Source organism: uncultured Gardnerella sp., from assembly GCF_947280595.1.
GTDB lineage: Bacteria > Actinomycetota > Actinomycetes > Actinomycetales > Bifidobacteriaceae > Bifidobacterium > Bifidobacterium vaginale_A.
The window spans coordinates 51868-64160 of sequence record NZ_CAMYOS010000002.1 but is presented as its reverse complement, the minus strand read 5'-3'; the positions used below and the strand labels follow the sequence as shown (position 1 = coordinate 64160).

The window sequence follows — 12293 nt, the reverse complement described above, 5'->3', positions numbered from 1 at the left end:
TGCAACGATTGTATCCGTATGGGTGATTGTATTAGTGTCAGTGATTGTATCCGTATAAGTTTGCGAACACAGCTAGGTATTTGGTATTAAAAAACGCTCGCACAATAAAGTGCAAGCGTTTTCTTAGCATGCTTATAAAACAAAAACAGCTGAAATACTAAAACTGGTTTTGCGTTATTTTACGATACTTCTCATTCTTTCTATAGTGTGTCCGATGCCGTATAAAATTGCTGCCCAAGCAATTAAAGAAAGGAATGATAAACCAGCGTTCGGAATATAAATATTTGATTCTGTCGTATGGAGTGCTACTGCAGATATAAAATTATTTGCAGCGTTTAACGGAATCATACCTATTAAATTAACTATTGTTTTGAAGATAGGCTCGTGAAGTGGGTTTTGCGGAGCATAAGGGTTTAAGAATGTTTCAAGCTTTTCACCTTGAATCATGGTAATAACATAAAGTGTTAAATAAAAAGATACTATCATTTGTATTAAAGCTTGCGGGATTATAAATACTGGTGTAATGATTCTTGAAGACTTAAATATAAGCCCCAATCCGTAACCCATAATTGCAAATAAAGCCATGCATATTGCTGAAAGAAATACAATTGTAATAGATGTGTTGAAAGGATTTTGACTACCGAGTCTGCTTGTAACGTAATATCTTGAAAGTGTCATTGCAGATATTACGCCTACTGGGATCATAGAAATTATCTGTATGACAAATACGTACAGTACTACGGCAACTAATTTTGCAAATATAAGGGAATCACGTTTCGGAACAGCAACAGCTAATCCGCTTAGTATTTCTTTTTCGCGATCGCGAGATGCTGCAATTGCTGCGAAGGCAATAGAAACTACTACTGCAGACAGCGATATAATTATATACACTCCGGAAATAGTATTTTTTAGGATATTGATGTACTGGTCCATATTGCAATTGCTGTAGTAACGCCAAAAGCCGTTTACTTTTTCCTTTCGCGTTGAACAACTTTGTCTATTTGCTTCAAAAATTACTGATGATAATGAAATTCCATCGCCCTTATTTATGTACATTGTAAATACGTTTACGATAAATGAAAAAAATGATGTTAAAGCTAACGGAATCAGTATAAATAATGCAGTACACCACCATGTGAATTGCGTGCATAATAGTTTGATTATTTCAACTTTAAGTATGTTAAAGAATGTTAAATGGTAGCGCGTGATGCCTCTTGAAGATATAGAAGTCTGCATTCCTGATTGCGTTTGGTTAATATTCATTGCATTTTGGTTCATAGTTTGTGCATTCATCGTACTTCTCCCTGAGTGTTATATTGCGATTGCTGCGAATATGGTTGAGATGAATATGATTTCGGCGGATTGTACTGTGCTTGTGAATACTGTTGCTGTAACGCTTGTTGGTATTGTTGTTGGTATTGTTGATTGTACTGTGGCTGTTGATATATAGGTTGATTTCCAACATTACCTGTTATATTTTCGTATTCACTTTTAGGAATAGAAACATATTGCGTGTGATTTTTAGTAAGCGAAATGTATGCAGCTTCTAACGAAGGACTTTCCATATTTATTTGATATGTGATTAATTCTTGATTAGCAAAACTACGAGATAAATTTGTAATATCTGCATTGCGTATTACGAAAGCTACACCTTCTTGGACATCGTCATTTTTGTTATCAACTCTAGTGATAGTGCACTCTCCGTGTTGAGACTGCATAATATAAAGAAGCTTTTTAGGCTCTGGTGTAATAACTCGAATTGCTGAATAGTGTGAGTAGTTTTCAGCAAAGTTCCTCACGTTATCTTGTAGCAAGATATTTCCATGAGCGATGATTACGATATCGTCTGCTACATTTGCAATTTCGCTTATTGTGTTTGAACTTACTAATACAGATCCGCCTGTTTTTGCATAATATTTGCACAAATCCCTCATCCAGTTGATGCCATCAGAATCTAAACCATGGAAAGGTTCATCTAGTATAAGATTGTGAGGGTCTGCTAGAAGGGCTATTGCAACTGATAAACGTTTACGCATGCCTGTTGACATTGCTCTAATTTTCATATTTTTTATATATGCAATTCCGGCAAGATTAATAACTTCTAATACGCGACTTTTTTCTATACCGTAAGTTTCCGCAATTCTATTAAGGTAACTAATCGCGCTTTTGCTGTAATCCTCAATTTTCATATCTAATACAGAACCAACTGTTTCAATTGGAGATTGAAGATTCTTATAAACCACGCCATCAAAGAGAACTTTTCCGCTGGTTAAATTTGTAAGTCCCAATGCGCATCGTATTAACGTTGACTTTCCGGATCCATTAGGCCCTATTAATCCTGTAACTCTGCCATTTTTTGCTACAAAAGAAACATTGTCTAACGCACATTTCTCATTATATAGCTTAGTTATATTTTGTATTTCTATCATAATTAGATGATACTGTTAATATCGCTGTAATCATAAGGTGAAAATAATATTTTGTAATAATTATTAAAAATGAATTTAATAATTTTATTTTGTAATTTATTGCCACGCATTATCTTTAAATATTTGCTTTTATGCTCGTATATTTATTTGATTATACAGATTTGTAGGGGTATAAATTGCACTATAAGTAGTTGTTCACATAGATTTGCAATATTCGTAGTTTTTGCTATCAAATTGTTTGGGTTTTATTCACCATATATACTTTTGCGTTTAGAAACTTAACAAAAATAATCAGAAGAATTAAAGAGTTGAAAATCATAAATAATATTGTTGCTATTTATTATTTTTATGCTTCGAAAGGTCACGCATCACACATATAGTTAAGGCTATGCCTACATTCACACGAGAAGAAATTGAGCATCTGGGTGTTCTTTCCCAGATTGCGCTTAGCGACGAAGAAATTAGCCGCTTGCAAGGCGAATTAAACGTCATTGCAGAATCTATAAATAAAGTGCAGGAAGTTGCTGGCGAAGATGTGCCTCCTACTGCAAATCCAGTACCTCTTGAAGCGTATTTGCGCCCAGATGAGCCTGCTACACCTTTGACTCAAGAGGAAGCTCTTTCCGGTGCTCCTAGAAGTGAGTCCGGCATGTTTGTAGCACCTCGCATTTTAGGGGAGGAATAAAGCATGACTAATACTCAAGATTTAGTAAAGCTTTCTGCTGCTCAAATGGCTGAGGCAGTGAAAAATAAAGAAGTTTCTAGCCGTGAGCTTGTTGAAGCTCATTTGCAAGTAATTGAATCAGCTGAGCCAGAAATCAAAGCATTTTTACATGTTTCTGCAGATGTTGCGCTTGATCAAGCAGATGCTTTTGATAAAAAGAATGCAAAGGGTGAAACTGAAGGATTGCCTGAGCTTGCAGGTGTGCCAATTGCAATCAAAGATATGATTGTTACTAAGGGCATTCCTACTACTGCAGCTTCTAAGATTCTTGAAGGATGGATACCTCCTTACGATGCTACTGTTATCGAGAAATTAAAGGCAGCTGGTATGCCAATTCTCGGTAAGACAAATTTGGATGAGTTTGCTCAAGGCTCATCTACTGAGCATTCTGCTTATCAAACTACTTGCAATCCTTGGGATACTGAGCGCGTTCCAGGTGGTTCTGGCGGTGGTTCTGCAGCTGCTGTTGCAGCTTTTGAAGCTCCTATTGCTTTAGGTACAGATACTGGCGGTTCAATTCGTCAGCCAGGTGCTTTAACTGGAACAGTCGGCGCAAAGCCAACGTATGGTGGAGTTAGCCGTTTTGGCGCTATTGCTATGGCAAGCTCCTTGGATCAGATTGGACCTGTTTCTCGTACAGTTCTTGATTCTGCACTTTTGCAAGAGATTATTGGCGGAAACGATAGACGTGATTCTACTTCTATTCCTGCTCCTGTTCCTCCAATGGCTCAGGCTGCACGCGAGGGCGCTCGCCGTGATTTGAAGGGTTTGAAAGTCGGTCTTGTTAAAGAACTTAGTGGTGACGGTTTCCAGCCGGGCGTTGAAGCACGCTTTAATGAAGCTGTTCAGTTGCTTAAAGATATGGGAGCAGAAGTAACAGAAGTTTCTTGCCCTCATTTCCCTTACTCTTTGGCTGCTTACTACATTATTATGCCTTCAGAAGTTAGCTCCAACTTAGCTCGTTATGATGGCATGCGTTACGGTTTGCGCGTAATGCCTCCGGCAGATAAGCCTCAAACAGCTGCAAATATGATGGCAGCAACTCGTGAAGCTGGTTTTGGTGACGAAGTAAAGCGTCGTATTATTCTCGGCACTTACGCTCTTTCTGCAGGATATTACGATGCATGGTATGGTTCTGCACAGAAGGTTCGTACTCTTATTATTCGCGATTTTGAAGAAGCGTTTAATAAAGTAGATGTTCTCGTTTCTCCAACCAGCCCTACAACGGCATTTAAGTTCGGCGAGAAGATGAACGATCCGCTCTCAATGTATATGAATGATATTGCTACGATTCCTGCAAACATGGCTGGCGTTCCTGCATTGAGTATTCCATCTGGCTTAAGCGATGATGGTTTGCCTGTAGGTATTCAAATTATTGCTCCTCAATGCCACGATGAGAAGATGTACAAGCCTGCTGCAGCATTGGAAGCGGCGTTGCAAGAAAAATGGGGCGGCCCAATTTGGCGCTCGCTTAAAGCTAATTGGCTCGATTCATTGGCTAAGTAAAGTGAAGTAAAGCTTAAATAAGAAGGATATCTCATGGCTGAAAAACTTATGAAATATGCCGATGCTGTGGAGCAATTCGATCCAGTATTCGGTTTGGAAACGCACGTTGAGTTGTGCACGCGCACGAAGCTATTTTGCCCAGCGGAAGTGTCTTTTGGTGGTGAGCCAAATACTCAATTGACTCCTGTAAGTCTTGGTCTTCCAGGCTCTTTGCCTGTTGTAAATAAGACTGCAGTTGATTACGCGATTAAACTCGGTTTGGCTTTACATTGCGAAATTGCTGAGTGGAGTCAGTTTGCTCGTAAGAACTACTTCTACCCAGATATGCCGCGCGATTACCAAATTTCGCAGTACGATAAGCCTACTAACGGTAATGGCTATCTAGATGTAGAGCTTGAAGATGGAACTGTGTTCCGTGTGCCTATTGAGCGCGCTCACATTGAGGATGATGCTGGTAAGAATACGCACGTTGGCGGCGCTGATGGACGTATTGAAGGCGCAAATCACTCTTTGGTTGATTACAATCGTGCAGGCGTTCCTTTGATTGAGATTGTTACTAAGCCAATCGAGGGTGCAGGCGCTCGCGCTCCAGAAATTGCTGGTGCTTATATGCGCGCTATTCGCGATATTGTTCGCGCTCTCAACATTTCCCATGCTCGTATGGAGCAGGGCAATATGCGCGCTGACGTGAACGTTTCTCTTCGCGCAAAGCCAACGGATCCATTTGGTACGCGTTCTGAAACAAAGAATGTAAACACGTTCCGCGGAATTGAGAAAACGTTGCAATATGAGATTCGCCGTCAGGCTGCTATTTTGAGCGAAGGCGGAGAGATCTTACAAGAAACTCGTCACTGGGATGAAGCAACTCAAACTACTGCAGGCGGTCGCGTAAAGTCGGATGCTGATGATTATCGTTACTTCCCAGACCCAGATTTGGTTATGCTTCACATCACTAAAGAGCATATTGAGCGCATTAAAGCGCAGATGCCGGAAATGCCTCGCGAGCGCCGTAACCGTTTGCAAAGCGAATGGGGTATTAGCGATCTTGAAATGCGAGATATTTTGAATGCTGATGCTCTTGATTTGGTTGAAGAAACCGTTAAGGCTGGTGCAAATGCAGCTGGTGCTAAGAAGTGGTGGCTTGGAGAGCTTGCTCGTGAAGCAAACACTCGTGGAGTAACTTTGGAAGAATTGCCTATTACTCCGAAAGACGTAGCTGAAGTTGAGCGCTTGATTGCAGACGGTAAGCTTAACGATAAGCTTGCAAAACAAACTGTTGCTTGCGTTTTGGCTGGTGAGGGCACGCCTGATGAAGTTGTTAATAAGCACGGATTTAAGGTTATGAACGATGACGGCGCTTTGGAAGCCGCTGTTGATGCAGCTCTTGCTGCTGATCCTGAAGTTGTTGAAAAGCTTAAGTCGGGCAATATGAAGCCGATGGGTGCGATTATTGGAGCAGTAATGCGTGCTACTAAAGGTCAGGCTGATGCTAAGGCTGTTACTAAGATTGTGATGGCTAAAATCAAAGCTTGATTTTATAGGTTCTGTACGTTTGCGTTTTATTCATAATTGTTGATATTTCGTAAGCGTGCAGAACCTTTTGTTGTATGTTTATTTTTTGGTATGAATTATTTAGTGCAATGAAGCAGTTAGATTTTGTGTGGTCTGTTTGGAATAATAGTAGAAGTTGCAAATAGATAGTTTTGAATAAGAGTAAGATTATTATGATTCGATAGGGGATCTTGGGGAATAGTCGGAATAGATGGAAGATATGGATATGAAAGAAATGAATTTGAGTATTAGTGATGCTTGCGAGTCGCTTGATTCACGTGCACTTCCTGTGAGTATAGATATTCCAGAAATTCGCGGTGAGATGGCTAAACTTCGTCCTGCTACGCTTGATGATTTGTCTAGAATGGATGATTTGCATGCTTTTGATTCAGCTGCTTTAATAACAGGGAAAGATTCACAATCTGAACGTACTATGGTGCACGCTTGGGTTGAAAGATCTGTTCAATGGTCGAAAAATAGTTGTTTTGCAGATGATTCTTCTAATGGGTGCAATGAATGCCGTTTTTCTGGAGATGTTCAATCGCGTCCTACTATAGCTTGGGCGATTGTGCCAGATGTTTTAGATGACGAAGAAAATAAGTCTGCGTCTATTATTGGAATGATTTTCTTGATCGATATTGACGGATGGGCTCGTTCTGCGCGAATTCAGGTTGTTCTTGGTCGTGATTATCGTGGTCGCGGTTATTCTCGTGATGCGATGCCTCGCGTTATGACATATGGTTTTGCGTCATTGCCTGTTGGTCTTGGAATGCATAGAATCTGGGTAGGTGTTCCTGCAACTAATACGCGTTCTCTTTCTGTTTATCAATCTTTAGGTTTCATGCGTACAGGTACTGCGCGTGATGCGTTGTGGGATTCTTATAATCAAAAGTATCAAGATTTTGTTGTTATGGATACTTTGGCAGATGAATATGACGCTATTCGCTCGCTTGATGCCTTTGGTCTGCATGTTATTGAAGAAAATCCTGGAGTTCGTGAAGCTTTAAGTGCTCATGAACATTCTATTGCTGTCCCTATTAAAACTTCATCTTCATTTGAAAAGCCTGGAGAATCTAAATTTAATGGTGTTTTGGATCACAATTCGGAAAGTTTTGATGATTCTTCTAAGGATGAAAGTAGTTCTAATATTTCTTCGATTAAAAGCGACAGTGTTAGTTTGAATGTTGGGAATGTTGGAAATGATGTAAATGTTGGGAATGCTGGAAACTACTCGAATGATGGAAACAATTCTATTAAATCGAAGAAGCAATCTAAGCGAGCTTGGTGGAGATTTTTAGGAAGGGATCGCAATAATCACAATAGCAATAAGTGGAATAATAAGAGTAGCGATAATCGAAATAATAAAATTAGTGAAAGCGAAAACAATAAGCTTGATAATTCTGCTTTGAGTCGCGTAAATAACACTACAACTGGGAGTGAAGTGAATGAGCGCTGAAGATCTTGACAATTATGAAACTGATGCAGAGCTTGCTTTGTATAAAGAGTATCGCGATGTAATAAAATTATTTACATATGTTGTGGAAACTGAGCGACGTTTTTATTTAGCGAATAAGGTTGATTTTAAGGCTTGCGCTGCTGGTCAGGATGTTTATTTTGATGTACAACTTACTGACGCGTGGGTGTGGGATGTTTATAGACCAACTCGTTTTGTAAAAACAGTGCGTATAGTGACTTTCAAAGATGTGAATGTTGAAGAAGTGCAAAAAACAGATATTGATATTCCTGAATCAATTGCTTAACTTAGAGCGATTGTTGTAGTTTGCTTAGTGTTCGGTACTATTAAAGTTTATACAATCTCACTATCTTACAGTGTGTGTATACTCTTTATGAGCGTTTGTTAAAAATTTGCGCACATGAGGTTTGTTGTTAGTTTTCTAAAACTTGATAAGCACATACTTGATTATGGAGGAAAAGTGTCAGATACGCAATCAAAAAAAGAATCCGTTGTAATAATTGGCGGTGGTCCTGCAGGCCTAACAGCTGCTTGGGAACTCGTAAAAGATGGTGGTTCTAATCGTTATGATGTGACTGTTCTTGAATCCACAACAGAATTTGGCGGCATTTCTCGTACTGTAAAATACAATGGCAACCGTATGGATATTGGTGGCCATCGTTTCTTCTCCAAAGATGATCGAATTATGCAATGGTGGCGCGATATGCTTCCTTTGCAAGGCGCTCCTTCTTATGACGATAAAAAACTTGGTCGTCATCACGATTTGGAAGAAGGCGGTCCAGATCCTGAAGTTGAAGATGAGGTTATGTTAAAGCGTCATCGTGTTTCTAGGATTTTTTGGAATCATCATTTCTTTGACTATCCTATTTCTCTTTCTGCATCTACATTGCGTTCCATGGGTTTTGTGCTAACTATGAAAGTTGGTTTTAGTTACCTTTGGTCTATGATTCACAAATTGCCAGAAACTAATCTTGAGAATTTTTATATCAATCGTTTTGGTAAAAAGCTTTACTCTATGTTCTTTGAAGGCTATACAGAGAAGTTATGGGGTAGGCATCCTAGCAAGATTTCTGCAGATTGGGGCGCTCAGCGTGTTAAAGGCTTGAGCATTGTAGAAGTTTTGAAGAATGCATTTTCGAAGCTTATGCCTAAAAAGAATGGCAAGAAGAAAGAAGTTGAAACTTCTTTAATTGAAGAATTTTGGTATCCGAAGCTCGGTCCGGGTCAATTGTGGGAAACTGTAGAGCGTAAAGCGCGTGAAAATGGCGTAACTGTTCGTACGGATGCGAAAGTTGTTGCTATCTCACAAGAAAATGGCCATATTTCTAGTGTTACAGTTGAAAATTCTGATGGCGAGCGTTGCGAAATTCATGCAGATCAGTTTATTTCATCTATGCCAATTAAGGATTTGGTTGAAGCTCTTGAGCAAGGTGCGCAAGGCGATGCAAACGCTGAAGTTCCTTCTGAAATGAAGCGTGTGGCTTCAGGCTTGCCTTATCGAGATTTTGTGACTGTTGGTTTGCTTGTTAAGCACATGCGTTTGCGTAATACTACTTCGATTCCTACTCTTGGAAATCCTCCTATTGTTCCGGATTGTTGGATTTATGTACAAGATCCTGGTTATAAAGTTGGTCGTTTGCAAATCTTTAACAACTGGAGCCCATATCTTGTCAGTGACGTTGATAATACTGTTTGGATTGGTCTTGAATACTTCTGCAATGAAGGCGATGATTTCTGGAATATGAGCGATGATGAAGCTCGTGAATCTGCTATTGACGAGCTTACTCGTATGCAAGTAATTGACGGCGAGGAAGATGTGCTTGATGCTCATCGTGAGCGCGTTCCTAAGGCTTATCCTGCATATTTTGATACTTATGCACAGATGCCAGAGTTAGTTGAATATTTGAATAGTTTTGGTAATTTGTATTGTGTTGGACGTAATGGACAGCATCGTTACAACAATCAAGATCATTCTATGGCAACTGCTATTGAAGCTGTTGATAATATTCGAACTGGTCGTAAGTCAAAAGAAAATGTGTGGTCTGTAAATACTGAAAAGTCTTATCACGAGAAAAAGTAAGGCTTGATTTTTATAGATTTAGAATGGCAACAGTTGCTGATTTTGCGCCTGTTGCCATTTTTTGATATCTTGTTGTGATTTTGATGCACTTGTTCTTGTGTTTGTCTTTTAGTTTAATTTTGTTTTTCGTTGTTTTTGTGTATTTTCTTCTTTGTTTTTGTGTTTAAATTTATATATTTTTATCTATTGCGTAAAATGTAATTTTTAGCTTGCCACGCCGTAATGTTTTGAGTCTTACGAATGTAGTAGCATACAAATATCAACGAGTCAGTCACATTGTTTATGCGGCTGCCGTTATATTCATAACGGATTTTTCCGTAATCTTCCGTAAAAACGCTCCTCAGGGTCTAACTGTGGGGTAGAGGAAAGGCATAATTGTGGCAATAAGCCAAAATCTTGAAGATATGAAGCTATCTGAGCTGAAAGATCTTGCGAAGCAAATGGGGTTGCGTGGTACTTCTACTATGCGTAAGTCAGATCTAGTTTCCACTCTGACTGCAGCGCGCAATGGGGGTGAAGCACCTGCTGGTGTAACTGTGCGTGTACCTGCAAATCCTATTCGTTCTAAGCAATCTTATAGTAATGATTTTGCTCGTGATAGCTATTTAAGTCGTGTTGACGATACTCGTGGTGCTGATGCAAAGTCTGAAGATACTAAATCTGAAGAAAATCATTCTTTTGATTCTGCTCATCGTATGCAACGTCATAGTAATGATTCGAATGATGCAAGTACTCGCGATGTGAATCGCGGCTCTGACGAGTCTTCGTCCTCTGATGGATCTCGTTTTAGAGATAGAGCTGCTAAAGGACGTCGTCGCCGCGAATTCTCTAGAGATGCACGTATAGATTCTCGAGATGAATCTAAAAATTTGAATCGTGAAGAAAATCGTGATTTAGCGCGAATTTCTAAGAAAAACGATGATACAGTTTCATCTAAAGATAGTTCTGTCGTTGATTTAGATCAAATTTTAGCTACTTTGCCTAACGAACTGGACGAAGCTCAGTCTGGTAGTAGAGCAGATTCTAATTATGATGCTGACAGTCGCCGTCAACGTTCTTCTCAGCGTGAAGATTCTGCTAGAGGAGATCGTTTCCAGCGCCGTATGCGCGCCAGAACGCGTGATTTTGACGATACTCAGTCAATTCACGTAGATCGTAATTTGGATCGTAGTTCTGAAAGAGATGAAGATCGTAACTCTGAAAGAGATGAAGATCTTCGTGATCGTGAAGTTCGCGATTCTCATGATTTAAGAGATCAGCGTGAGCAAGCAGATCGCCAATCTAGTCGTGTTGAACCTCAAGAAGAGCTTGTTCCAGTAGCAGGTATTGTTGATGTTCTAGAGTCTTACGCTTTTATACGTACTTCCGGATATTTGCCAGGTCCTAATGACGTTTACGTGTCTATGAGCCAAATCAAAAAGTATGGTTTACGTAAAGGTGATGCAGTTCAAGGCTCGATTCGTGCTCCTCGCGATGGTGATCGCCGCAGCCAGCGTCAAAAATTTGTTCCTTTGCAAAGTATTGATACGATTAACGGTTTGAGTGTAGAGGCTGCTCAAACGCGTCCGCAATTCGCCAAGCTTACGCCTTTGTATCCTCAAGAGCGCTTGAAGCAGGAAACTACGCCAAATCGTATTCTTGGCAGAATTATTGATTTAGTTGCTCCTATTGGTAAAGGTCAGCGTGGTTTGATTGTTTCACCTCCAAAGGCTGGTAAGACAATCACGTTGCAAAATATTGCAAATGCAATTGCTGTGAATAATCCTGAAGTTCATTTGATGGTTGTTCTTGTAGATGAGCGACCTGAAGAAGTGACGGATATGGAGCGCACTGTTCAAGGTGAAGTTATTTCTTCTACTTTTGATCGTCCTGCAACAGACCATACTACAGTTGCAGAGCTCGCTATTGAACGTGCTAAGCGTTTAGTTGAGCTTGGACAAGATGTTGTAGTTTTGCTTGATTCTATGACTCGTTTGGCTCGTGCATACAATATTGCAGCTCCTACTTCCGGACGTATTCTTTCAGGTGGTGTTGATGCTCAAGCTTTGTATCCTCCTAAGAAGTTCTTTGGTGCAGCTAGAAATATTGAAAATGGTGGTTCTTTGACGATTATTTCTTCAGCGCTTGTTGAAACAGGCTCTAAGATGGATGAAGTTATTTTCGAAGAATTTAAGGGTACTGGAAATATGGAATTGCGTTTGAGCCGCGATTTGGCAGATAAACGACTTTTCCCTGCAGTTGATATCAATTCTTCCGGTACTCGCCGTGAAGAGTTAATTACTTCTGCTCAAGAATTGCCAATTATTTATCGTTTGCGCCGCCTATTTGGCGGACTTGAGCCTGAGCAAGCGTATCAGACTTTGGTACCTCGTTTGAAGAAGACTGCGTCTAATCGCGATTTCCTTTCTGCGATTGTGCAGCAAGCAAATAATTCTACAAATGGTGGTACAGCACAAAGCGCTGCTTAAAAATTGCGATTATATTGAAATTGCCCCTTGGTTTTAAGAAATCAGGGGGCAATTTTGGTTT

The 12293-nt window shown here is 39.9% G+C and carries 8 protein-coding genes and 1 pseudogene; 7 read left to right on the top strand and 2 right to left on the bottom strand.

Features of this window, described 5'->3' with window-relative positions; genetic code table 11:
• Positions 1–174 precede the first annotated feature (174 nt).
• Positions 175–1293 carry a hypothetical protein gene (locus Q0X59_RS01180; RefSeq protein WP_297642592.1) on the bottom strand — a complete coding sequence of 373 codons (1119 nt, stop codon included), beginning with the start codon at positions 1291–1293 and terminating at the stop codon, positions 175–177.
• Positions 1290–2429 carry an ATP-binding cassette domain-containing protein gene (locus Q0X59_RS01175; protein WP_297642590.1) on the bottom strand — a complete coding sequence of 380 codons (1140 nt, stop codon included), beginning with the start codon at positions 2427–2429 and terminating at the stop codon, positions 1290–1292. The genes Q0X59_RS01180 and Q0X59_RS01175 overlap by 4 nt, the downstream gene beginning before the upstream one ends.
• Positions 2430–2817: 388 nt before the next feature.
• On the opposite strand from Q0X59_RS01175, the gene gatC reads away from it, so the two are divergent.
• The 7 genes and pseudogenes from gatC (at position 2818) to rho (ending at position 12232) form a co-directional block, all read left to right on the top strand.
• On the top strand, positions 2818–3114 hold the full coding sequence (gene gatC, locus Q0X59_RS01170; RefSeq protein WP_004114131.1) for an Asp-tRNA(Asn)/Glu-tRNA(Gln) amidotransferase subunit GatC: 297 nt from the start codon (positions 2818–2820) through the stop codon (positions 3112–3114).
• 3 nt (positions 3115–3117) lie between these two features.
• Positions 3118–4659 carry an Asp-tRNA(Asn)/Glu-tRNA(Gln) amidotransferase subunit GatA gene (gene gatA, locus Q0X59_RS01165; RefSeq protein ID WP_075523878.1) on the top strand — a complete coding sequence of 514 codons (1542 nt, stop codon included), beginning with the start codon at positions 3118–3120 and terminating at the stop codon, positions 4657–4659.
• A 33-nt stretch (positions 4660–4692) separates the two neighbouring features.
• Positions 4693–6192 carry an Asp-tRNA(Asn)/Glu-tRNA(Gln) amidotransferase subunit GatB gene (gene gatB, locus Q0X59_RS01160; protein WP_103043386.1) on the top strand — a complete coding sequence of 500 codons (1500 nt, stop codon included), beginning with the start codon at positions 4693–4695 and terminating at the stop codon, positions 6190–6192.
• A 244-nt stretch (positions 6193–6436) separates the two neighbouring features.
• Positions 6437–7252: pseudogene (locus Q0X59_RS01155) on the top strand (GNAT family protein); the annotation flags it as partial.
• Between the two features lie 403 nt (positions 7253–7655).
• Positions 7656–7970, top strand: a complete 315-nt coding sequence (locus tag Q0X59_RS01150; RefSeq protein ID WP_075523876.1) for a DUF2469 domain-containing protein — start codon at positions 7656–7658, stop codon at positions 7968–7970.
• A gap of 174 nt (positions 7971–8144) precedes the next feature.
• Positions 8145–9764: an NAD(P)/FAD-dependent oxidoreductase gene (locus Q0X59_RS01145; RefSeq protein ID WP_075523944.1), complete on the top strand. Its 1620-nt coding sequence runs from the start codon at positions 8145–8147 to the stop codon at positions 9762–9764.
• A gap of 377 nt (positions 9765–10141) precedes the next feature.
• Positions 10142–12232: a transcription termination factor Rho gene (rho, locus tag Q0X59_RS01140; protein WP_297642585.1), complete on the top strand. Its 2091-nt coding sequence runs from the start codon at positions 10142–10144 to the stop codon at positions 12230–12232.
• Positions 12233–12293: the final 61 nt, after the last annotated feature.

What these genes read in the sequence shown, in the direction of transcription:
- Q0X59_RS01150 (WP_075523876.1), top strand. Translation starts at nt 7,656, where the DNA reads ATGAGCGCTGAAGATCTTGACAATTATGAAACTGATGCAGAGCTTGCT.
- Q0X59_RS01180 (WP_297642592.1), bottom strand. Translation starts at nt 1,293, where the DNA reads ATGAATGCACAAACTATGAACCAAAATGCAATGAATATTAACCAAACG.
- gatB (WP_103043386.1), top strand. Translation starts at nt 4,693, where the DNA reads ATGGCTGAAAAACTTATGAAATATGCCGATGCTGTGGAGCAATTCGAT.
- gatA (WP_075523878.1), top strand. Translation starts at nt 3,118, where the DNA reads ATGACTAATACTCAAGATTTAGTAAAGCTTTCTGCTGCTCAAATGGCT.
- gatC (WP_004114131.1), top strand. Translation starts at nt 2,818, where the DNA reads ATGCCTACATTCACACGAGAAGAAATTGAGCATCTGGGTGTTCTTTCC.
- Q0X59_RS01175 (WP_297642590.1), bottom strand. Translation starts at nt 2,429, where the DNA reads ATGATAGAAATACAAAATATAACTAAGCTATATAATGAGAAATGTGCG.